Raw genomic sequence first — 21,739 nt, forward strand, 5'->3', positions numbered from 1 at the left:
GTACCCACTGTACCGATCGTCTGGCCTACCTTCACCGTCTGGCCTACCTTCACGCGAATGCTGCCTAATTGCGCGTAACGAGTTTGTAATCCTTCCAGGTGATTAATTACAACCAGATTGCCATATACTCCCTGCTGACCTGCAAAGGCGATCGTGCCATCACCCACAGCCAGGACGGGCGTGCCAAGGGGAGCGGCCAGATCAATACCGCTGTGGAATGCTACCTGGCTGGTATTGCCCTGTACTCCATAGCCATAGCGCTGCAAAATGGATGATTCTGAAAGCGGCGTGGGAAATGGTGAGCCAGACAGGATCTGTCCCGTTGGTGGGCCAGAGGGTGAATTAGAAGTCCCCACAGGCGACCAATTGACACCTGGAATGAACACGGTTCTGGGAGCAGGCTGACAACCATTGACTTCAAACAACACATCAGGTCGCACTCCGTAAGCCTTAGCCATATCCCGTAAGGTTTGCCCAGGTTTTACATCCACTCGAATGCCGTTAAATGGGGGCACTAAGATTTCTGTACCCACGGCAACTTTGCCACTTTGTAAAGCTGGATTGAAGCCCATTAGGGTAGTCGGTAGTAAATTGTAGCGACGGGCGATCGAGTCCAGAGTTTCACCGCTGGCAACCCGATGACGAGTGATGCGGGAAAGGGCTGGAGAAGAACAGACTTGTTGAGCAAGCAGGGTGGTGGAATTGGGGGTAGAGACGCGATTCCTCACGCCTGTACTGGAAACAGCAGGGGGAGCAGTGAGAGCAAGGGTGGGATAGGTAGGGGATATTCCCAGTAGGAGGGAAAGGGTTAAGGCAAGGCGCATAGGTGGTTGAGGAAAGTCGTTTCTACTCTAACTGGGGATGTTAGGGTAGGAGTGTGCCGCAATTCATTTCTGCAGCTATGAGTCTATCGTTTAAGCAACTGGCCACTTCTATTTCCCTGCTGGCGATGGGGGCTGGTACAGGAATTCTTGCTAGTCAATATTGGCTGAAGCCGGAGCAAACCCATAAAATAGCACCTGATCCGGCCCCTGTGGTTCAATCTCTGAAAGCGGATAGCGTGCCTGCGGCCCGATCGCCCCTGCCGGCCCAAGCCTCTAATTTTATTGCATCGGCGGTAGAACGGGTCGGGCCAGCCGTCGTGCGGATTGATTCCTCCCGTCAGGTGTCGAATGACCTGCCGAGTGCATTTCGCAATCCCTTCTTTCGGCGGTTCTTTGGAGATGAATTGCCTGCTCCCAAGGAACGGATTGAGCGAGGAACGGGATCTGGCTTTATTCTGTCGCCCGATGGCCGGATTCTCACGAATGCTCATGTGGTTTCAGGAACAGACACGGTAGAAGTGACCCTCAAGGATGGTCGCACCTTTGAAGGCCGGGTGGTGGGAGCAGACTCGGTGACGGATGTAGCAGTGGTCAAAATTAATGCGAACAAGCTGCCTGTTGTCAAACTCGGTCGCTCGGATGGATTGATTCCGGGACAATGGGCGATCGCAATTGGTAATCCCTTGGGGCTGGATAACACCGTGACGGCAGGCATTATCAGTGCGATCGGGCGTACCAGTTCTCAGGTGGGCGTTCCCGATAAGCGGGTCAGCTTCATTCAAACCGATGCGGCGATTAATCCTGGGAATTCGGGTGGGCCTTTACTAAACGATCGCGGTGAAGTGATCGGCATTAATACTGCGATTCGAGCCAATGCCCAGGGATTGGGATTTGCCATTCCGATCGAAACGGCACAACGGGTGGCCGAGCAACTTTTCTCGAAAGGTCGGGTGGATCATCCCTATCTGGGAATTCAAATGGTGGATCTAACTCCCGCTCTACGCAAGGAGATTAATGGCAGCAGTGAACTGAAACTGAAGATTAATCGAGATGAGGGAGTGCTGGTCGTGCGGGTAGTGGAAAACTCTCCAGCAGCGAAAGCAGGCATTCAGCAGGGAGACATTATTCAGAAAGTCGAGGGGCAATCTGTAAAAGCGGCAGCAGATGTTCAGGCTAAGGTGGAGGCCAGCAAAATTGGGGCCAATCTCAAGCTGGAAATTCTCCGCAACGGTCAACCCCAACAAATTCAAATCAAGCCGGAAGCTTTTCCTAAGAACAAATAAAAAACCGACGGCTTCTTGCGAAACCTGTCGGCCAGTCGTGTGTTCCCTGTTGATGACTCGGCTATAGTTGAGTCTCCTTAAGTATCTCCATTCCGGAAAGTGGTGAGGGCGATCGGGATCATCTGATAATATGATCTTTATCACAGCTTGAAAGATTGCAAACTTTTGCTGTAACTGGGGCATGGAGTTTCATAGCCTTTCACCAAAGGATTTAGCGCTTTGAACTGGCGAGGCGATTGGCAGTTAATCCAGTAATACGAGTGCTGCAAATAACACCAGATTTTCCAGTATCTTCTGGAAGTTGCAACACGGCTCTACCAGGTTCATTTCACTCCGCAGGCGTAAGCTAACACTTTGGCCGTACTGCTGCCAGAACGAGGTTGAGATAAACTTCCCTGCTCACCATAGCTAAACCGACGAATTATTTTTTGGTCTTTGGTATATGCCGTAATTTGCCGTAGTCGTTGGGTTTTGCTGGCACAGTTTGCTGACCAGTTGAGTACTACACCATGCACAGGTTGATCCACAGGCTCTTCTAGAAAAGCATTATTGGGCTGGGGAAATTCCCGGTATTCCCAGTACCAGACGGTATCATCCTTGCGTTGAATGGAGCTTTTATCAATCAAAAAGCGATCGCCCACCGCATTAACGGTTACGTTCACCCATTCAGCCGCGAGCGCTGCAGGTGCTTGGAGAAGAAAGGCCATCAGGAAGAAAGGAAGGTGTTTCATAGGAAAGTTAAGAGTTGAAAGTTTTAAGTTTGAGATTACTCATCTACTCATCCACCCATCTACCCGTCCCTGCTATCTTCCTCAATCCCTGCCGACCGATCGTTCTAACAACGACCCATCCACGGTCTTGTAATCGGCAATTTTCCAGGTGCCATCGCTTGCTTCCAGGCTGAAACGAACCCGTTGAGCGGAAAAGTCGGTGCGTTTGGGATCGATCGCGCCATCGAAATAAAGGGTGCGGTCTTCGGTGAGGGTAACTTCCAGCGTGGCCCGATCGCGGGCGGCAAGAAAGCGATCTACAGAATCCACTTTCTGTACACCATAGCGGTAGTAGGCGCGATTATTTTTTAACCAGGCCAGAACTCCGTCCGGTTTCATCAGTGAGGAGAGTAATTCTCCTGTCGTCAGGTTGAGGGCTTGCTGTTGGTCAAAAGGCGGAGCGAAGATGTCTGCTTTAGCCTGTAGCCAGCGATTGACCAGATCAACGGCCTCTTGCTGAGTCAGGGTCACTGAGACGGGAGCCACAGAGGGAACGACAACGGTAGGCAGGGCAGGGGAGGGGGAGGCAGGCTTGGAGGCGGTTGCGGGTTTGGGTTTGGGGAGGGGAGTGGGTTTGCTGACTGTCGTCACATTGGGGGAGGAACTGGAAGCGGGAAAGGCCGGGGTAGAAGTTGCCGCTGGGGTGTTCGGTTGAGGGGGAGTGGAAGATGTAGAACGCGGCTGAGGATCGGCGGGAGTAGCAGAGGACTGAGCGCGGGAAAAGTTTTCAACATTTTGAATGGCCTGGGTGGCGTAGGTGTCTCCTGGACGCTCATCTAAAGCACGACGGAAGTTGAGCAGAGCAGTGGCTCTGTCTCGTTTTTTAGCCGCCTCATAGCCCGCTTGCATATAGCGATCGTAAGTCGTTGTCCGATTTTGAGAGGCATCTGGAGTAATGGCAGGCTTGGCAGGAGGGCCTGAATTACCCGGTTTTGCTTCTGTAGGTGCTGAGAGAGTGGGTGCAGAGCTTGATGGTAGAGCAGGGGTGATGGGTTTGGCTGCAGCAGGATTAGTGGCAGGCTTGGCGGCGATCGGTTGCTTCTGCTGATAAGCCGTCAGCACTCGTTGGGTGTAGGTACCAGTGTCGCCCGTCGCATAGTTGGCTGGATTTCCCGTCATCCACCAGGAGGCCGCCCGTCGAACTGCGATCGCCTCATTGTTACCACTGGCTTTATACTCGGCACGCAAAGTATCTCGCAGGATGCAAACCAAAATCCAACGAGCTGTTACGGGACTGGCCTCAAATGATTCTGGCGTAATCGATCGGCCAATACACACCTGAGACCAGCGGGGAATGTTTTCTCCCTTGACCTGCCACTCGCTATAAAGCCGTTCGCCCGATGGAGAAGCAGGGGGAGCATTCAGCCGTAATGCTTCTACCAGAGCATTGACCTGAGAATCCGTTACCTGCCCCTGTGCTGGAAGTGCCCCCGCAATCATGGTCACTCCCAGGACAATCGTTAATCTACTCAACCGTAACCACATAAGCCACACTCACTCAGGAGGTTGATTATAACCTGTCAACTATTTACCATAGCCCCTCAGTTTTTCTGAGTGCGAGAGAATATGAATTTTCGCTCTCAATAGGGGGTTGGGAGTCATACTCTATGGATTGCAATACTGACACTGGGCGGGATCTGCGGTTTCTATGCCATCAGGAAAGAGGAATTCCTGCTGGTAATGACAGGTTTGGCACTGGTAGAGAACCGAGCGGGTGAGGGATGTAGGTAGACCGCACCAACTGCAGGGTAGTCCTTTGCGATATTCACTGGGGGCGAAACCAGGTCGACCGCATTGAGGGCAGGCTCGTTGAGCAATTTGAACCAGACTCAGGGTGGCGCGGGCGATTGCTTTCATGCGTGTTGGGTTATACAGTGCCCGCATATCAGTTTCGATGTGGATGGTGCCCGTAGGAGATCGGCGCAATGTCCGTTCCACTGCTTCCTCCAGGTGGGCTGGTGTGGTAATCCCTTTGGTAATTTCATCGGGTTGTTTGGAATGAGCACGGGGCATGACAATCAGGCCGTGTTCTGGAAAACCAACCGCTTGAGCAAATTTGAGCGCTTCTTCCAGACTGCGAATAGTGCGATGCTGATAGTTGGTATCTGCCGACAACTCTTCTCCCACCAATTCCAGGCCATTAGCAGTATCCAGCAGCAGTACTAACTCGCGATCGCAGGCCAGCATGGGAAATCCCGGATGGGGGCCGAAACTTCCCTCGCTTGCCAGGGCCAAGGTGGCTCCTGTTTGCTCCAAAATTTTCTGAGCTTTCAGCCGTGCTGTTTCCAATTGGGTACCGGGCCGCTGCCGTTCTCGAGTGAAGGTGCCAAAGTCATCCGTATTAAAGTCCGGCGGTACAATCACCTGAATTCCCAGTTGCTCTTGCAAAATTGGTGCGATTGCTTCTTCCTTCCGGTGCATCGTTGCTAAGACAGCAATTCGGTTGCTGAAGTAATTGCGAGACATGGGCTTTAAGCTCTGAACTTTGAGTTCTGGGTAACTGACACAAAGTCTACAGTGCGGCTCCCTGTATAGGGAACGGGTTCTAGAAATAGGAAGCCTTGTCCATTCTCTTTTTAGTACTTATGTACTAAGATAACCAGAGCGCTGGTAGCAATGCTGGTGTTTTGGCCAGGAAACTGAGCCTGGGTTATGGGCAATCTTGAAGTTAGGCAGAAGCTAGGCAGATGAAATTAAAGACTGGACTGATTGGTATAGGAGCGGTGCTGTTGATGGCGGGAGCGGCCTGGAGTATGGAAAATACGCTCAAGCCATCGCCGTGGGAGCTGGCTCCCAAACTATTTAACTTTAAGCCCGATCCAACAGATACGGCTTTTTATTATCCGCTACCAGAAGTCGTTGAAGTCACCAGTCCCTTTGGTTGGCAGGTACATCCTACTCTATGGCGATCGCCGCTTGCATGCCGGTGAAGATCTGGGTGCGCCAGAGGGAATGCCAGTTTTGGCTGCCCATTCTGGCTATGTGCGGTATGCAGATTGGGGGGATGGTTATGGCAAGATGATTATCCTGGAATATGCAGATGGGCAATATCAAACCCTGTATGCTCATCTGTCAGAAATTTTGGTGAAGCCAGGGGAAGCGGTACGTGCCCGTCAGGTAATTGGCAAAGTGGGTAGTACGGGAGGAGTAACCGGGCCTCATCTGCACCTGGAGATTTTGAAAAAAGAGGGATCGAATTTTCAAGCGATCGATCCGGCGGCCCAACTTAAGGCGGCTGCCTCCTATGTGACTGTGAAACCTCCCGAACCTGGACGCTCTGCGATCTCATCGGCCCCAGAAGATGCTCCTGCCTCTACAACCACCTTGCCATCCTCCAATGGTTCCTCCCAACCCCTGCTTGATTCCTCTGAGCCGCCCGTTGCAGATATCCGTGCTGCCACTGGAAGGGCTTCTGCCGTAGCTGAATATCCTACCTTTGCTTCTGGCACGGCCGCAGGATCACGACCTCGTGATCAGATTTCTCTCAACTTTGATCCTTCAATCTTTGGGAATTAATTTCAGTGACCAGTGAAGACAAACATTGCTGGGAATCTCTGGCTAACCAGGGACTTTGGTGCAGCCACGCCCTAATGATGTGGGTGTACAAGGTAATCACCAAAGGGGAAACTTGCACCAAGAATTCGTTACAATTATTCACACCAATCCTTAGTTGTCAAATTTGTTTCTCTAGATACCATGCCTGAATCTTTGACAAAACTGGCATATCAAGCATTTCAACAAGGCAAGAGTTATTTCGGTCTTGCTCATAAAACCGTTAGTAGCCAACTGCTCAACTGGCTTGCTCCACCTCCTGAAAAACGAGGCAAACCGCTACCAATGGAGCTGTTGCTGAAAATTCAACAGCGGTTAGACGACATTCTGGAAGCAGACTGGCAGGATGCCGAGCGGGGAGTTTATCCTGTCAGTTTGCTGTTTGAGAATGATTGGGAGGATTTCTTCCGGTTTTATCCCTTGGTTTGGGCTGACCTGCCCTTAATGTGGAACCGTGCAAACAACAAGCAATATCAAGATTTTTCCTCCGATATCGATATCAGTACTTACCCAGCTTATTACTTGCAGAATTTCCATCATCAAACCGATGGCTATTTGAGTGATTGGTCGGCAAATCTTTACGACTTGCAGGTAGACATTCTGTTTAATGGGGCAGCAGATGCCATGCGACGGCGGGTGTTGGCTCCTTTGAAGCAGGGTCTGCAGCAATTTTCAGATAAGATCTCTAACCAGATCCGGATTTTGGATGTGGCGTGTGGCACTGGACGGACGTTGAAATTTATCCGGCGATCGCAGCCCAAAGCCTCTTTATACGGTGTGGATTTGTCCCCTGCTTACTTGAGAAAGGCAAATCAACTCCTGTCCCAAAATCCGGGAGAACTCCCCCAACTGTTGCAGGCCAATGCGGAAGCCTTGCCCTATATGGATGATTACTTCCACGGCCTTACCTGTGTATTTCTGTTTCACGAACTGCCCCCTGCGGTACGGCAGAATGTGATTAATGAGTGCTTCCGGGTGTTGAAACTGGGCGGGGTGTTTGTTATCTGTGACTCGATTCAACTGAGCGATTCGCCAGAGTTTGAATTGTCGATGGAAAACTTCCCCTTGCTGTTCCATGAGCCGTATTATCGGAGCTATATTCAGGATGACTTGGCGAGTCGTTTGCGATCGGCAGGTTTCTCCAACATTACGGAGGAAGTTCACTTCATGAGCAAATACTGGATTGCCCATAAACCCGATGCTAGGAGTGAAGCGAATCAGCGCATTGATGAGAAAAAACTGGTGGAGCAAAACACCTGATGGAATTGAAAATCTGCTTCAGTTGTAGAACTGAATGCTTGGCATTGCTAAGTCGGTAGCTAAAATTAAATGTAGGATGTGTTAGAGGATGTTTTAAAAGCCTGTCTCTTTGTTACCCTGGCGACTGAAATTGCGGCTATGCGGAGAAAACCTGCCGACGCCGGTTACTGAAAACCTTGATTGTATTGAGTCTGCGTCGGCAGACTGGGTGAGTGTAGTCGCGGTTTTAACTGCTGGATATTTGTTTTATGCTGACCTACACAGGAATCCCGAGAGCATCAGCATGAAACTGAATATGGTCTTCGATAAAGGTGGCGATGAAGTAGTAACTGTGGTCGTATCCGGGTTGCATTCGCAGCGTTAACGGTTGACCGACTTTGGCGCAGGCTTCGGCAAACAAACCGGGTTTGAGTTGGGTGTCGAGGAATGAGTCGGCTGTTCCCTGGTCAATTAAAATCGGACGATCACTGGGAAAGTTGCAGCCCAGTGCTGTCCCTCCGACAATCAGGAGAACTGGCATCATAAACATGCCAGTTCTCCTGATTGGTTCCCAGATAATGGGAAAAAGCTTTTTGTCCCCAGGGACAACGCATCGGTGCGACGATCGGGGAAAAGGCAGAAACGGAGCGGTAGCGATCGCCATTCCGCAGAGCGCAGACCAAGAGTTTTTAACCAAAACCGACTTTGTAAGCAAAAACAAAGACGGCACCATTACTCTCTTCCGCACGGAAGAATTGAACGTGATGAAGTTATACAAGGTAAAAAAAGGTGCCCGTAACGCGGTAATCAATCGCGGCGCTGCTGAGTCCACCAGCGTTTTTGATGTTGTTAGCGTGACTGGTACAGAACTCACAATTCAAAACGTGCCAAAACACCGAATTTTTGGCACGTACTGGACGGAAAAAAAGCCAGGCTCTAACAATTCAGGTTTTATGGGGGACAGTGAAAACGAGTTTACTGCCATGATGGAAGGCATTCCTTTTGATTACGTCGATAGAAAAGACGCACATATTGAGTTCGCCCGCCAACAAAAAGAGGCGGGCGGAACTGTGGTTATTTACGATGAACCTGAACCTGAAAGCACCAGCAAACAGGAACCCAAAAGCACCAGCAAACAAGAAGAAGCAGGCAAACTGCCTGCTTCCAGTAAGCCTGCTTCCAATAAGGTCTTTTTCTTCAAGTCCTGATTTTGGACGCTAAATATCTCCAGTGTTCTTCTTCGTCGAAAGTATCCACCATTAGTTGGTATTCGTCATGCAGTGCCTGAAAACGCTTTTTATCCTCAAACAGCGGCTGGTATTCCTCCTGCCATTTTTTGACATGCTCAGGACTGGCAAACTCCGCAGGCACATCAAGGGGTGCCAGGTACAAAAACATCCGATCAAACAGTTGAAACAACGGGTCGTTCCTGGGCAGCATTTCCCCACCCCACTTGTATAGGCGGCGCTGCAGGGCAAAAAAGGCTGCAAAGTTGTCATTGTTTGACTCAAACGGAAACTCCTTTTCTGCTCGCGCCGACGACTCGGCCAGATCCTTGTCTTCTTTGTAATCGTACCCTTTAAACCGCAGGGCACAAACGTCTCGGACATATCCGTATTCAGATCCTTTCATGTTTCATCCTCGGTAAGCTTGGAAGCCCTGTCTCTTTAGGGCAGGGAGGAAAAACGAACCAGCGGCTTTAGCCGCTTTTATTTTCACCCGTGATACGACTGTGGAATGCAACAAACTCTCACTATCGTTTGCAAACTCCGGCCAACGGCTGAACAAGCCTCTAAGATGGATGCTTTGTTGAAAGCATTTGCAAATGCCTGTAATTATGCCAACGAACAGGTCAAGCTAGGCATAACCAGCAAGACCACAATTCAAAGTTTGGTTTATCAGGACATTCGCTCTCAATTTGGGTTGAGTGCAAATCAAGCGGTGAGGGTTTGTGCCAGGGTTGGAGCTAACCGGAAAGCAGCAAGGTTAAAGGAAAGCCTGTTCAGAAGGTTGCACCAACCAGTGCTGATTATGATGCACGGATCTTTGACTTCAGAGAGAAAGATAGCACCGTCAGTCTGACGTTGTTGGGCTGTAGAGAGCATATCCCTGTAGTGCTTGCTAACTATCAAGCAGGAAAGCTGAAAGGACGTCAGCCCACTTCCGCTCAACTGTGCAAGCACAAGGATGGGCAGTACTACATTTAAGGGGAATTAACAGCGGATGAAATTTAATTCGAGTTGTTGACTGATCTCTATCCAATATGGCTCAGGCCGCTCGCCAAATGCAGATGGTATTGTCATCGCTCCCACTGGCTAAGGTATGACCATCCGGACTAACAACCAGGGAGTGAACCCACTTGCGATGGCCACTGAGAGTCCCTAGCAGGCTGCCTGTTTCGATATGCCAAAGTTTGATGGTTTGATCTTTGCTACCACTGAAAAGCGTCTTTCCATCTGGACTAAAGGTAACTGCCAACACCCAGTCGGAGTGGCCTGTGAAAGTGCGAACCAGTTGACCACTGGCAGCGTGCCACAGCTTCATGGTGTTGTCATCGCTGCCACTGGCCAGGAATTGACCATCGGGGCTGAAGGCGATCGCTTTCACCCAATCCTGATGGCCAACCAGCGTATACAGAGGTTTGCCGGTCGGCAGGTGCCACAGTCGTACAGTTTTATCGGCACTGCTGCTGGCGAGAATGCGTCCATCCGGACTCAGCGCCACCGCATATACCAGTTTGGTGTGTCCGCTGAAGGTGTGCTGTAATTCGCCAGTTCGGATATCCCAGATTTTAATCTTTTGCCCACCACTGATCAGGGTGGTGTTATCGGGAGCGATCGCCAGACAGCGAATGGACTTGTTGTGGCCTGTCAATGTGCATTGCAACTCCCTGGTTTTGACCTTCCAGACCCGGATGTAACTGTGACTGCTGGTTCGATGCACGCTACCCAGCAATTGGCCATCCGCACTCAGCGCCAGGGTGAGAATGCGGCCAGAGTGACTTGCGAAAGAGTGGAGAAGTTCTCCCGTTTGTAAATGTCGCAGTTGAATACGCTGATCATTCCCAGCACTGAGAAGCACCTGATTATCTGAGCTAACAGCGATCGCGGCAGCCTTACCGGCGTAGCCACTCAGCGTGTAAGCCAGAAACAGCGATGGAAAATTCAGGGGCGAGGACGGGGCTGCGATCTCAGGGTGCAGCCTGACCGATGGAGCCGCCTGAGCAGCCGTGCCAGGTAGCAAAATGGCTGGCCGTTGCTGCATGGGTTTGCTGGGTACAGACTGCCGGAAAGTAGCAAACACCTGAATCACACGCTCAGCCGATAACGCTGGCGACTCGTCTGCCAGTAGCGCCTCCAATTGAGCCAGACAGGCTGTTAGCCATGCAGTTTGAGTTGTTTGCATGGATGCGCGATCGCGGGCCTGAGTCCTGGCGGATGCCGCACTTAAGCTGCGCAGCAAATGACGATAGCCGGACAGAACGAGGTCATAGAGCGATCGCTGGAATGGCTGATCAACCGATCCGAGCAGGGGAGCCACGAGTTCAGAAAGGAATGGAGAGACACCGGAGCGACTCAGATAATAATAATCAGCCATCCCGGCCACAAAGATGCAGCAGGACGGCAGCAGGACTTGCACCAAAGCGGCAAAATCTCTGGCATTCAAGTGATACTGAAGCGACAAAGTAGAGGCATGAATGCCCAGCGATTGCCACTTTGTTTCTTTCTCCAACAGTTCCAGATTAATGGCGCTATCGCCTCCCAACTGGTTGACCAACTCTGGTGATTCACCCGCTGCTAATAATTTGTCTGCTGTATCCTTCCAGTCCAGTGCTCGTCGCTTGGCAGCAGCAATTAATAGTTGCTGATAGTTGAAATGAGAGATGACTGACTGATAGGTGTATTGCTTTCGTCCAAATCCCCAGTAGGCAATGTGAAGACCCAACTCTTCCCCGATGATTTCCGGTTCCAGGATCAGAGTGGGTTGAGATGGAAATTGCTGGAATAATACTTTGATCTGGGCTTCATGGCGCAGGAAGTGGTGTACCCAGGCTCCGGAGAGAAATTCCACAGGTCGATCGCAATCCTGCAGCGAATAATGCTGCTGCAGAAACTCTGCTAAACCCTGCCCCAATTGCCGCTCCAGAATCGAAAGGTGTTGCCGAACCGATGCATCAAATTCCCCATTAATTTGCAGGGGAGCCAGCAGTACTTTCAGGGGAATCGTTTCAAGCCACGAATTTGCCGTTGTTAATTGAGCAGGAAGCAGTCCTAAAGACCAATATTCCAGTTCTTTCTGCCGTTCCAGCCGCAGTAATTCTGTTTCCCGCTGGGATTTAGCTATCTGTAATGGGATTTCCCGGTTGTCAACCCATTGTTCTGACTCTCCCTCTTTACTGGCTTGTTGATAGCCAGGAAGTAACTGCAGTACTGTAAGGAATTCCGCGATCGCAGGCAGTCCTTGAAGCAGCAGCTTGAGAAATAGCTCCAATTGCATACCAACTCCCTTGATCCGTTCCCGTTTTGCGTGACGTTTTCAGTTTTTACCAATTGTATCTTTATTGATCGTATCTTTATTTATCGTAAAAGGTTGGTTGCTTTGTTAAGCCAACTCAAGATTAATAAAAGTTTATGGAATCTCTAACTTGTGAAAGATGATAAATCTTAGGATAGAAATGCATCCTAAGTCTGCTTAATATTCCTGTTGATGTCGGGAGGTTGTTATGGCTGATTGGCTTGAAGGTCTAGAGGGACTAGAGGGATTTGAAGCCCTGGAAGGAAATGTGGGTATTTTCGGGATTGCGGCTGGCATTGGTGCCGCTCTACTTGCTCCAGTGGTGCTCCCAGTTTTGGGGAAGGCGGGTAAACCGGTGGTTAAGGCCGTGGTGAAAGAAGGAATGTGACTCTATGAGAAAGGCAAAGAAGCGATGACTGAAATGAACGATGCCTGGGAGGACATTGTGGCCGAGGTACAGCACGAGATACACCAATCCGAAGAGCCTCAGTCAGCCAGAGGCCCTGAGAATATTCCAGTTGAAGATTAAACTATGACGACCCTGCTTCACGATCGCCACACCCACATTGTCAGCAGCACCCCGTCCCGTACGCGGATTCGTGTCTCCGCTAAACGCCGCACCCCGGAGCAGATGGGCGAGATTACCAGGGCATTACAGGCCATGCCGGATGTTTACAGTGTGCGGCCCAATCTGCAAACGGGAAGTATTATTATTCACTACGATCAAACACCAACAGTTGTTGAGGATCTGGCTGCCACCTTACACGATGTGGGAGTGATTCTGTTCAATACAATAGACATTGAACTACCTGCAACAGGAGGTAAATCAGGAGTTGCAGATGACCTGGTGAAAGCCGTTGCTGACCTGAACCGTCGAGTGGGTGCATCAACCGAGGGATCTATTGATCTGCGTTTTCTGATCCCTCTGGGATTAGGTGGGTTAGCTATCTACCAATTACTCCGAAAAGGATGGCAATTTGAAACAGCCCCCTGGTATGTGCTGGCATACTACGCTTTTGATAGCTTCATTAAATTGCATTACACCACGGAGCCTGAAGGCCCAAGTTCTCCTGAACTGAATGGGCAGGGGGCGACGATCGCAACGGGTGAAAGATTGAGTTAAATTCAATTACGAGAATGACTACTACGCTCTCATCATTGTCAGTTAGTCCTCTTCAAGTGATCCATGCCAGTCCTGGGCGAATTCGGTTGCGAATTCAGGATAATAAGCTTGATGCAGCCGTCGAACATTTGAGGCAAAAGATTGCTGACTTGTACACCCATCTGGATGTTCAAACCCATCCCACGAACCGTAGTGTTATTCTCCAATTTGATCCCAATGAGTTGTCGCTAGAGTCTTTGCTAGCTCGTCTGCCTGTAAAACCGCAGACCACTGAGGAGCAACCTCCCAGCCTGTCTGAAGGACTCGGAAAAGCCTCATCTCTGTTGCGGCGGGCGGCTCCTCTTCTGAGTGGCTATGCGGCGGTTCGGCTTCTGGGGGTAAGCGGGTGGGCATCTCTGCCTGTGTTTTTGCTCAGCGATATCATGACCCGCGAGGTGTTGAATCAGGTGATTCCTCCTCAACCAGCCAAAGTGGATGATTCTCTACAAGACCTTGCGAAATCCCTCTCTTCCACTCCTGAACGCCCGACAAATCGCCAGCAGTCTGTTCAGGGCTTACAAACCCCCGCCTTAGCTCGCAGGGCCAATGCAGATACGATCGCTTGCACTCTCAAGCATAGCCTTCCGGGTCGAATTCGCTACAAAATTCCTCGCCTGCTCAAGGATGCAGATTATACTCGTAAACTGACCCATCTGCTTGAACGCGATCGCTCTGTCACAGGAATAAAACTCAATCCTGATAGTGGTTCATTGACGGTCTACTACACGGCAGAGCAGATTGGGGAAGCCGCCATGCAATCCCATCTCGCGGATCTGATCCAAACCGCACCGACGGTTTCCTTACCCATTGCGACGACCATCGTTGAACCAGCGGCACCGGAAGCAGAGCCTAGTTCCTGGAACCCTATGACTATTCCCATGATGACTCTGGGACTGTCTGCTTTGTGCAGTTTGGGGCTACCGATTCCCTCCGCTCTGGTGGCGGGAAGTGTGGCGATCGCGGCTTTACCCGTTGCTCAGCGAGCATGGGACGGGCTGTTGCAGGAACGGAAACTGAATATTGATTTTCTTGATTTAGCGGCGATTACGATCACCGCCTTTCAGGGCAATTTCCTGAATCCCGCGATCATGATTAGCCTGATTGAGTTTGGTGAGGCGATCCGGGAGCAATCGGCGCGATCGTCCAAACGACAGGCATTAGATTTGCTCAGTTCTTTGGAAAATCTGGTCTGGGTGGAACGCCACGGAGAGAAACTGCAAATCCTTACCCATGACGTAGAGCATGGCGAAACCGTGATTGTCTATCCTGGTGAGCAAATTCCGGTCGATGGGCATATCCTCACAGGCACTGCTCTGATTGATGAACAGAAGCTCACCGGGGAAGCCATGCCCGTGCTCCGCAAGCCGGGACAGATGGCCTATGCGTCAACCCTGGTACGAGAGGGCAGTCTTTACATCCGCGCCGATCGCCTCAGTAGCGAAACCCGCGCTGGGCAAATTCTTAAAGTTATGGAAGCTGCCCCCGTGCATGACACTCGGATTGGCAATTATGCTGCTGAGATCGCCGATCTCATGGTGATTCCCACATTGCTGATAGCTGCTGGAGCCTTTGCCCTGACTCGCAATCTAGCTCGGGCGGCCTCCATTCTCACCCTCGACTTTGCTACGGGAATTCGCATTTCTGTTCCCACTACTGTCCTCGCCGCCCTGACTTACGCCGCCCGGCGGGGCATTCTCATCCGCAGTGGGCGTACTTTAGAACAACTAGCCAAAGTGGATGCGGTCGTGTTCGATAAAACTGGCACTCTGACTCAAGGAGAACCCGTTGTTGTCAGTGTGGAAACGCTAGGAGATGGCATGTCTGCTGCAGAGGTGATCAGCATGGCCGCAGCAGCAGAACAACGACTGACTCATCCGGTGGCAGAAGCGGTGGTGCGCTATGCCAAGGAACGCGGAGCCAGGATTGCCGATCGCGGCAAATGGGACTATCAAATCGGGCGCGGAGTGCGGGCTGAAATTGATGGCCAAACGATTCTGGTGGGTAGCCGACATTTTATGGCAGCGGAAGGTGTTGATCTGGCAGCCCTACACAGCAAGTATCAAGCGCTGCAGGCAAATGGTCATTCGGTCATTTATGTTGCTTCTGAAGGCCAGTTGCGTGGCGCGATCGCCTATCGGGATCCTCTGCGACCAGAAAGCCAGGAAGTGGTTCGTTCCCTGAAGCGGGCAGACAATATGGAAGTGCACCTGCTGACCGGGGACAATCAGCATACCGCTGCCGCTGTTGCTCATGAACTGGGGATTGCGTCCACCCATACCTACGCGGAAGCTTTTCCAGAACAGAAAGTTGCCGTGGTGAACGGCCTGCATGCAGAAGGTAAGACGGTTGCCTTTGTCGGGGATGGGATTAACGATTCTCCAGCCCTGGCCTATGCAGATGTCTCGGTGTCCTTTGGCAATGGATCGGATGTAGCCCGGGAAACCGCCGACGTGGTGCTGATGGAAAATAATTTGCGTGGCTTACCGGAAGCGATCGCGATTGCTCGTCAGGCCATGTATCTAATTCATCAGAATACAGGGTTAGTCGCTGTTCCCAATCTCACGGCCATGCTATTTGCTGTGACAACGGGTATTCCCCCGATCGCAGCGACGCTGGTGAATAATGGATCGACGATCGTGGCCGGATTAAATGGGTTACGTCCACTACTGACTCGCGATGAAGATCTGAATCTGCTGGCCGATAGCCTGGAAGAAAGCAGAGAAGCCAGAACTGCATGGCCTGAAACAGAAGAAGTGGCTGACGAACAACCTCCCGTCCTGGAACTGGAAGAGCCGCCATCAGACACGCTTTCCTCAGACAGTTGTGAATCGGTAGTTGAGTTGACAGAATCTCCCCCAGAACCATCAACTCAGGCAACGTCTAACCTCTCTTTGCCTCCCATAGAACCAGTGATGCTGGAGGTTCTCTCCCCCCGTACTTTAGCAGAACGGCTGAAAGTAAGTGTAACTACAATCAGTCGCAACAAATCGAAAGCGAATTTTGCCACCTGGAGTAGTCGTCATGACCCGGATGGCATTGCATGGCGTTATCTGAAAAAATCAAAAGAATTTGTCCCTGAAGATCCGGTCAACCTGGCGACTGAAGTCGCGGCTATCCGGAGAAAACCTGCCGACGCAGGTTACTGAAAACCTTGATTGTATTGAGTCTGCATCCGGCAGAGTGGGTGAGTGTAGTCGCGATTTTAACCGCCAGATACTATCCCTGATAGATGATATACATTCCACCCAGGTACAACATAATTAACCCCAGTCCATCCCAGGTCAGGTAAAGCCTTGAGCGGCGGGCTGCGCGGTAAATTAAACCAACCAGTGCGATCGCTGTCATCACTATCGCTACGATCGCCGTAAATAGATGCACAGAATGATTGATGTTAACCAGCAAATTACTCCGCAAGTACACCAGATCGTAAATTCCCAAAATTGCCAGGTTGAAAAGATTAGAGCCAAAAAGATTAGAAACTGCTAGATCCACTGCATTCAGCCGAATCGCGGCCAGGGATGCTACGAATTCTGGTAATGAGGTTGCTGCAGCCAGCAGCAAAGCTCCAACGAAACTTTGCCCTAACTGGGTGACGGTTGCCACTTGATCACCCAGAGATGCCAGCCACACCCCCAGCACTACAATCGCGCCTGCCAACAAAGTAAATGTCACATACGCCTGCATTGGCTTGATATGGTTATACTGAAAGACCTCTGCCTCCTGCTCTAACACCTCGCGCCGCCGCCGTAATTCAAATTGAGCGATTAAGTGGGCACTGACGAGATAAAGAATCAATAGCACAATGCTGGGCAATCCAAACCAGGCGATCGTCAACGATGTGCCTGCCTGGGTCAGCAAAATTCCAATTGCCGCAACCCCTAGCATAACGCAGCCCAGACCTGCCGCCAATCCATGGCTGATTGCAGCACGACGAAGCAGAGGTTCGGGGCCCATGAAAATATCCAAAATTGCTAGCAGGAGCAGATTAAATAAACAACTGCCTAAAACACCTCCGACGGCCAAATCAGGAGCATTAAAGACAGCAACGGCACTGATTCCTGTTGCCAGTTCAGGCAAGGATGTTGCACCTGCCAGCAAAATTGCACCAACCCAGTTGCGCCCTAATCCGGTCTTTTCTGCCAATACATCTGCGCTCTGAGAGAGTTTTGTGCCAACGATAACCACAAGTCCGACACAAACAATCACTTGAAAGAACAATAACATAGCAACTACATCACAACTTTGTGATCACCAATTCAAGTTGGGATACTGCAGAAATTACCGCTGATCAGGAGAGAACTAATGAAAAACTCTTCAATTAGATCATTAGCAGGTAAAAAATCATTTTGACTATCGCTAATACCAACTATCCCTTATCCTAATTAGAGGTATTCATTGATCACCTCTATTTAGGAGTGGCTATCATGATCCGGTCTTTGATTGCATTGATTTCATTCTTTAGTTTTGCTATGGTATTGAGTGCTTGCGGCCCAACAACGACAACAACTCCAGCCTCCCCCACTCCAGATACTACTGTTTCTCCATCTCCAACAACTTCTCCCTAGGCAGTTAATACTCTCCTAAGCAGTTCTACAAGCGACTCATGATGACGGTAGTAGATATGACCTGCTACCGTCTATGTGCTGTTTATGCGTACTGTTTATGTACTGTACGCCTCTGCCATACTGCTGGGCATAGCACTTAAAGTTAAGGATTTCTATAGAAAGGTAAAGGATTTTCAATGGAATAAGTCCCTCTCTTGCAAAGTCAGATCGCAACTTCGTAGTAAGTTGAAGAATAACTAACCTGTAGTAAATTCTCTACTCTTGAGATTAAAGTCTCGAAATTATAAGCATCTGCAGCAAGACCCTGTTGCTTATCTTGTCTGTGCTGATCTGCTCATTTGCTCTGCCCAATTATTACGGAAACCGTAGTGTAGACAGAGGAGATGGGCTAAGGCGGCGCGTTATCTATGGCAGGGGAATGTCTTTCTTTATCATGGTAGGTTGATTAGATAAGTGACTATCAATGCAGTGTTCTTGTGTTTGGCAAAGTCTGAATTGTTTGGTTGCTTAGCTATAACTTATTGTGGTAGTTTAGTTCATTCACCCTGATGGCAATTACTAACCAGATTCGTTTTAACAACCTGCGCGGTGATATCTTTGGCGGAATCACGGCTGCAATTGTTTCCTTGCCCCTTGCGCTTGCCTTCGGAGTCGCCTCTGGTGCTGGTCCCATCGCTGGACTGTATGGGGCTGTCTGTGTCGGCTTTTTTGCTGCCCTGTTTGGGGGGACACCCACCCTGATTTCTGAACCCACGGGACCGATGACTGTCGTGATGACGGCGATCGTTGCTGGCCTAACCGCCGGTAATCCTGAAAACGGCTTGGCTATGGCATTTACCGTGGTTATGCTGGCGGGGTTGTTTCAAATCATCTTCGGCATTTTCAAACTCGGTAAATATATTACGCTGATGCCCTATAGCGTCATTTCTGGCTTCATGTCGGGGATTGGCGTGATTCTGATCATTCTGCAAATTGCACCCTTTCTGGGGCATCCCGTGCCCAAAGGCGGGGTCCTAGGTACAGTGGCGGCAATTCCTCAACTGCTGGTAACGGCTAAGCCGCCCGAAATGATTTTGGGGGCCTTAACCCTGGCCATCATTTTCTTCATGCCCAAGAAGCTGAAGCGGTTAGTGCCACCGCAGTTGGTCGCCCTGATTGTCGGTACAATTATCTCCCTGACGATCTTTGGCAATGTAGACATTCGTCGGATTGGTGATCTGGGTGAAATTCCGATGGGATTGCCTCAGTTTCAGCTACCCACTTTTACGCTAGGTCAGATCACCACGATGCTTGTTGATGGTGTGATGTTGGGGATGCTGGGTTGTATTGATACCCTGCTAACCGCAGTGATTGCTGACAATCTCACGCGCACGGAACATAAGTCTGATAAGGAATTGATTGGTCAGGGAATTGGCAATATCGTTTCGGGAATCTGCGGCGGGTTACCCGGTGCAGGTGCCACGATGGGAACGGTGGTGAATATCCAGACGGGAGCAACATCGGCACTTTCGGGGATTACACGTGCGCTGATTTTGCTGGTGGTGGTGCTGGGTGCTGCCCGCTATACCCAACCAATACCAATGGCAGTACTGGCAGGGATTGCTCTGAAGGTAGGGATTGATATTTTGGACTGGAGTTTCTTGAAGCGATCGCACAAAGTCTCCCTCAAGGCTTCCCTGATCATGTATGGGGTATTACTCCTGACGGTGTTTGTTGATCTGATCGTGGCCGTTGGTGTGGGGGTATTTATCGCCAACATTCTGACCATTGAACGGCTGAGTAGCCTGCAATCTCAGGAAGTCAAGCTGATTTCAGATACTGACGACGACGCACGCTTAAGCGACGAAGAAAAGCGGCTTTTGGATAAAGGTGCCGGTCGAGTACTACTGTTTTATCTGAGTGGTCCTATGATTTTTGGCTTGTCCAAGGCGATCGCTCGGGAACATAATGCCATGCAGGAAGCAGATGTATTGGTAATCGATCTGAGTGACGTTCCTTTATTAGGAGTAACAGCTTCCCTAGCGATCGAAAATGCGATTCGGGATGCTTACGATAAAGGACTTCAGATCTATGTTGTCGGGGCCAGTGCCAAAATCCAAACCCGGTTAGAGCGTTTGGGCCTATTTGAATTGATCAAACCTGAGCATATTTTGGCCGACCGTAGCGTAGCCCTGCAACAAGCAGTTGATTATGTTTATAGCAAAGAGGTTCAAGTCTAAATTGTATTTCTGCCAGGGTCGCATGTCTGTGTGACCTCAAAAATGCCATTCCGTTTCAATCTGTCCTGATGGAAAACCCTGACCTATGTTGTTGATATCAGCGATCGCCCATTCACTCTCCCAATTTTCATTTCTGTCACCTCCCCTGCTGGCAACTGCCGAGGCAGAAAATGCTCCAATTGTTTTGACTGGTGTGCTGCTGAGTCTGGTAGTCATTTATCTTGCCAGTAAGCTGGGTGCTGAGGTCTCTAAGCGTCTGGATTTCCCGCCTGTTTTGGGAGAACTGGTCGCTGGGGTCGTTATTGGTGTGTCTGCCCTGCATCTGGTGGTTTTCCCAGAAAGTGGGATGCAAGCTTCTGACTCAGTGATCATGACCGTCTTGCAATGGATTAATGGGCTGACTCCGGCGGCTCTTACTAGCATCTTCCAATCCCAGAGCGAGGTTATTTCTGTTCTGGCAGAACTGGGTGTAATTATTCTGCTGTTTGAAATTGGACTGGAATCGGATCTGCGCCAGCTTAAGGAAGTGGGTTATCAAGCCACAATCGTAGCTTGTGTCGGAGTGGCTGTTCCCTTTGCGGCAGGGACGGTTGGGCTGATGATGCTGTTCCATGTTCCGGCAATTCCAGCCATTTTTGCTGGAGCGGCTCTGACGGCTACCAGTATTGGCATTACCTCCAAGGTACTATCTGAACTGGGACGGCTGAAATCGAAGGAAGGCCAAATCATTGTTGGGGCCGCGGTGATCGATGATGTGCTGGGTATCATTGTGCTGGCAGTCGTTGCTAATCTTGCCAAAACTGGAGAAGTCGATATTGCGAATGTGATTTACCTGATTGTCAGTGCCACGGCATTTTTGATTGGGTCGATCCTGTTGGGCGGCATCTTCAATAAGACCTTTACTGCTATTGTGGATAAGCTCAAAACCCGTGGCAATATTGTGATTCCCGCTTTTATCTTTGCTTTCTTTATGGCGTTTTTGGGCAACGCGATTCATTTAGAAGCAATTTTAGGGGCGTTCGCGGCGGGTCTGGTTTTAGATGAAACTGATGCCCGAAATGAACTGGATGAACTGGTCAAGCCGATCGCCGATCTCCTTGTTCCCATTTTCTTTGTCACTGTGGGTGCTAGAGCAGATTTGGGGGTACTGAATCCGGCAGTTCCTGAAAACCGCGCAGGTTTGGTGATTGCTGTGTTCCTGATTGCTGTGGCGATCGTGGGCAAAGTCATCACAGGGTGGGCAGTGTTTGGGCAACCGGGCATCAATCGACTGGCGATCGGGGTGGGCATGATTCCCCGGGGTGAGGTGGGTCTGGTGTTTGCCGGAATTGGTTCTGCCAGTGGTGTGATCGACAAACCGCTGGAAGCGGCCATCATCATGATGGTAATTCTGACTACTTTTCTTGCGCCCCCTTTCCTCCGGGTTGCCTTTGGACAGTCTGAAGAACCGCCCACCACTGGAGAACCTTCACTGGAATCAGCAACTGTGGCAAGTGAAGCGTGACCTGTCAGCTTTATACTGGGCACCGGGGTAGTGGCAAATCTACGGAATTGTGGCGATTACAAAAAAGCCTGGAGGATCACGGCTTCTATGTGGTCTATTTTGAGGC

General features: G+C 50.4%; 19 protein-coding genes and 1 pseudogene. 11 read left to right on the plus strand and 9 right to left on the minus strand.

The window, feature by feature from the left end:
- Nucleotides 1–824, minus strand: an 824-nt coding sequence (locus tag ACUVQO_RS16115; RefSeq protein ID WP_445926869.1) for a peptidoglycan DD-metalloendopeptidase family protein, incomplete at its 3' end; no start/stop codon positions are given.
- 77 nt (nt 825–901) lie between these two features.
- Between ACUVQO_RS16115 and ACUVQO_RS16120 the strand changes: the two genes are divergently transcribed.
- Nucleotides 902–2,107: an HhoA/HhoB/HtrA family serine endopeptidase gene (locus tag ACUVQO_RS16120; RefSeq protein WP_445926870.1), complete on the plus strand. Its 1,206-nt coding sequence runs from the start codon at nt 902–904 to the stop codon at nt 2,105–2,107.
- A gap of 323 nt (nt 2,108–2,430) precedes the next feature.
- Here ACUVQO_RS16120 and ACUVQO_RS16125 read toward each other — a convergent pair whose 3' ends face one another.
- From ACUVQO_RS16125 to ACUVQO_RS16135, 3 genes are all read right to left on the minus strand, one after another.
- Nucleotides 2,431–2,838, minus strand: a complete 408-nt coding sequence (locus ACUVQO_RS16125) for a surface-adhesin E family protein (protein ID WP_445926871.1) — start codon at nt 2,836–2,838, stop codon at nt 2,431–2,433.
- Nucleotides 2,839–2,919: 81 nt separating this feature from the next.
- Nucleotides 2,920–4,362: an IMS domain-containing protein gene (locus ACUVQO_RS16130; RefSeq protein ID WP_445926872.1), complete on the minus strand. Its 1,443-nt coding sequence runs from the start codon at nt 4,360–4,362 to the stop codon at nt 2,920–2,922.
- Between the two features lie 120 nt (nt 4,363–4,482).
- Entirely contained in the window at nt 4,483–5,343 is an 861-nt protein-coding gene (locus ACUVQO_RS16135) for a DUF6671 family protein (RefSeq protein WP_445926873.1), read from the minus strand.
- 221 nt (nt 5,344–5,564) lie between these two features.
- On the opposite strand from ACUVQO_RS16135, the gene ACUVQO_RS16140 reads away from it, so the two are divergent.
- The 3 genes from ACUVQO_RS16140 to ACUVQO_RS16150 all read left to right on the plus strand — a co-directional run bounded on the left by ACUVQO_RS16140 (nt 5,565) and on the right by ACUVQO_RS16150 (nt 7,689).
- Nucleotides 5,565–5,807: a hypothetical protein gene (locus ACUVQO_RS16140; protein ID WP_445926874.1), complete on the plus strand. Its 243-nt coding sequence runs from the start codon at nt 5,565–5,567 to the stop codon at nt 5,805–5,807.
- Nucleotides 5,755–6,393: a M23 family metallopeptidase gene (locus ACUVQO_RS16145; protein ID WP_445926875.1), complete on the plus strand. Its 639-nt coding sequence runs from the start codon at nt 5,755–5,757 to the stop codon at nt 6,391–6,393. Before ACUVQO_RS16140 ends, ACUVQO_RS16145 begins: the two co-directional genes overlap by 53 nt.
- 180 nt (nt 6,394–6,573) lie before the next feature.
- A complete protein-coding gene (locus tag ACUVQO_RS16150; protein WP_445926876.1) occupies nt 6,574–7,689 on the plus strand; it encodes a class I SAM-dependent methyltransferase in 1,116 nt (371 codons plus the stop codon).
- A 256-nt stretch (nt 7,690–7,945) separates the two neighbouring features.
- On the opposite strand, the gene ACUVQO_RS16155 is transcribed toward ACUVQO_RS16150, so the two are convergent.
- The gene (locus tag ACUVQO_RS16155) at nt 7,946–8,218 is read right to left on the minus strand and encodes an alpha/beta hydrolase-fold protein (RefSeq protein ID WP_445926877.1); all 273 of its coding nucleotides are present in this window, start codon (nt 8,216–8,218) and stop codon (nt 7,946–7,948) included.
- Nucleotides 8,154–8,351: an alpha/beta hydrolase-fold protein gene (locus ACUVQO_RS16160; RefSeq protein WP_445926878.1), complete on the minus strand. Its 198-nt coding sequence runs from the start codon at nt 8,349–8,351 to the stop codon at nt 8,154–8,156. Before ACUVQO_RS16160 ends, ACUVQO_RS16155 begins: the two co-directional genes overlap by 65 nt.
- Before the next feature lie 78 nt (nt 8,352–8,429).
- On the opposite strand from ACUVQO_RS16160, the gene ACUVQO_RS16165 reads away from it, so the two are divergent.
- The gene (locus ACUVQO_RS16165; protein WP_445926879.1) at nt 8,430–8,876 is read left to right on the plus strand and encodes a hypothetical protein; all 447 of its coding nucleotides are present in this window, start codon (nt 8,430–8,432) and stop codon (nt 8,874–8,876) included.
- Here the strand turns inward: ACUVQO_RS16165 and ACUVQO_RS16170 are convergent.
- Nucleotides 8,866–9,300 (minus strand): hypothetical protein, encoded by a 435-nt coding sequence (locus ACUVQO_RS16170; RefSeq protein ID WP_445926880.1) that lies wholly within the window; start codon nt 9,298–9,300, stop codon nt 8,866–8,868. The genes ACUVQO_RS16165 and ACUVQO_RS16170 overlap by 11 nt on opposite strands.
- 636 nt (nt 9,301–9,936) lie before the next feature.
- Nucleotides 9,937–12,165, minus strand: coding sequence for a WD40 repeat domain-containing protein (locus tag ACUVQO_RS16175; RefSeq protein WP_445926881.1), 2,229 nt, complete (start codon nt 12,163–12,165; stop codon nt 9,937–9,939).
- A gap of 226 nt (nt 12,166–12,391) precedes the next feature.
- Here ACUVQO_RS16175 and ACUVQO_RS16180 point away from each other — a divergent pair, with 226 nt between their 5' ends.
- The 4 genes and pseudogenes from ACUVQO_RS16180 (at nt 12,392) to ACUVQO_RS16195 (ending at nt 16,491) form a co-directional block, all read left to right on the plus strand.
- Complete coding sequence (locus tag ACUVQO_RS16180) at nt 12,392–12,571, plus strand: hypothetical protein (RefSeq protein WP_445926882.1); 180 nt, start codon at nt 12,392–12,394, stop codon at nt 12,569–12,571.
- A 12-nt stretch (nt 12,572–12,583) separates the two neighbouring features.
- A pseudogene (locus ACUVQO_RS16185) lies at nt 12,584–12,712 on the plus strand (hypothetical protein); the annotation flags it as partial.
- Nucleotides 12,713–12,715: 3 nt separating this feature from the next.
- The gene (locus tag ACUVQO_RS16190) at nt 12,716–13,306 is read left to right on the plus strand and encodes an HMA2 domain-containing protein (RefSeq protein WP_445926883.1); all 591 of its coding nucleotides are present in this window, start codon (nt 12,716–12,718) and stop codon (nt 13,304–13,306) included.
- Between the two features lie 35 nt (nt 13,307–13,341).
- Entirely contained in the window at nt 13,342–16,491 is a 3,150-nt protein-coding gene (locus ACUVQO_RS16195; RefSeq protein ID WP_445926884.1) for a heavy metal translocating P-type ATPase, read from the plus strand.
- A gap of 70 nt (nt 16,492–16,561) precedes the next feature.
- Here the strand turns inward: ACUVQO_RS16195 and ACUVQO_RS16200 are convergent, their stop codons facing one another.
- Nucleotides 16,562–17,569 carry a sodium:calcium antiporter gene (locus ACUVQO_RS16200; RefSeq protein WP_445926885.1) on the minus strand — a complete coding sequence of 336 codons (1,008 nt, stop codon included), beginning with the start codon at nt 17,567–17,569 and terminating at the stop codon, nt 16,562–16,564.
- Nucleotides 17,570–18,458: 889 nt separating this feature from the next.
- Between ACUVQO_RS16200 and bicA the strand changes: the two genes are divergently transcribed.
- Complete coding sequence (gene bicA, locus ACUVQO_RS16205) at nt 18,459–20,129, plus strand: bicarbonate transporter BicA (RefSeq protein ID WP_445926886.1); 1,671 nt, start codon at nt 18,459–18,461, stop codon at nt 20,127–20,129.
- 85 nt (nt 20,130–20,214) lie between these two features.
- The gene (locus tag ACUVQO_RS16210) at nt 20,215–21,633 is read left to right on the plus strand and encodes a cation:proton antiporter (RefSeq protein ID WP_445926887.1); all 1,419 of its coding nucleotides are present in this window, start codon (nt 20,215–20,217) and stop codon (nt 21,631–21,633) included.
- Nucleotides 21,634–21,739: the final 106 nt, after the last annotated feature.

This window comes from Leptodesmis sp. (assembly GCF_052746595.1).

Bases quoted from the DNA above. Each gene is read 5' to 3' on its own strand.
- ACUVQO_RS16125 (WP_445926871.1), bottom strand. From the start codon at position 2,838: ATGAAACACCTTCCTTTCTTCCTGATGGCCTTTCTTCTCCAAGCACCT.
- ACUVQO_RS16155 (WP_445926877.1), bottom strand. From the start codon at position 8,218: ATGTTTATGATGCCAGTTCTCCTGATTGTCGGAGGGACAGCACTGGGC.
- bicA (WP_445926886.1), top strand. From the start codon at position 18,459: ATGGCAATTACTAACCAGATTCGTTTTAACAACCTGCGCGGTGATATC.
- ACUVQO_RS16210 (WP_445926887.1), top strand. From the start codon at position 20,215: ATGTTGTTGATATCAGCGATCGCCCATTCACTCTCCCAATTTTCATTT.
- ACUVQO_RS16175 (WP_445926881.1), bottom strand. From the start codon at position 12,165: ATGCAATTGGAGCTATTTCTCAAGCTGCTGCTTCAAGGACTGCCTGCG.
- ACUVQO_RS16190 (WP_445926883.1), top strand. From the start codon at position 12,716: ATGACGACCCTGCTTCACGATCGCCACACCCACATTGTCAGCAGCACC.
- ACUVQO_RS16170 (WP_445926880.1), bottom strand. From the start codon at position 9,300: ATGAAAGGATCTGAATACGGATATGTCCGAGACGTTTGTGCCCTGCGG.
- ACUVQO_RS16200 (WP_445926885.1), bottom strand. From the start codon at position 17,569: ATGTTATTGTTCTTTCAAGTGATTGTTTGTGTCGGACTTGTGGTTATC.
- ACUVQO_RS16150 (WP_445926876.1), top strand. From the start codon at position 6,574: ATGCCTGAATCTTTGACAAAACTGGCATATCAAGCATTTCAACAAGGC.
- ACUVQO_RS16140 (WP_445926874.1), top strand. From the start codon at position 5,565: ATGAAATTAAAGACTGGACTGATTGGTATAGGAGCGGTGCTGTTGATG.
- ACUVQO_RS16130 (WP_445926872.1), bottom strand. From the start codon at position 4,362: ATGTGGTTACGGTTGAGTAGATTAACGATTGTCCTGGGAGTGACCATG.
- ACUVQO_RS16135 (WP_445926873.1), bottom strand. From the start codon at position 5,343: ATGTCTCGCAATTACTTCAGCAACCGAATTGCTGTCTTAGCAACGATG.
- ACUVQO_RS16120 (WP_445926870.1), top strand. From the start codon at position 902: ATGAGTCTATCGTTTAAGCAACTGGCCACTTCTATTTCCCTGCTGGCG.
- ACUVQO_RS16180 (WP_445926882.1), top strand. From the start codon at position 12,392: ATGGCTGATTGGCTTGAAGGTCTAGAGGGACTAGAGGGATTTGAAGCC.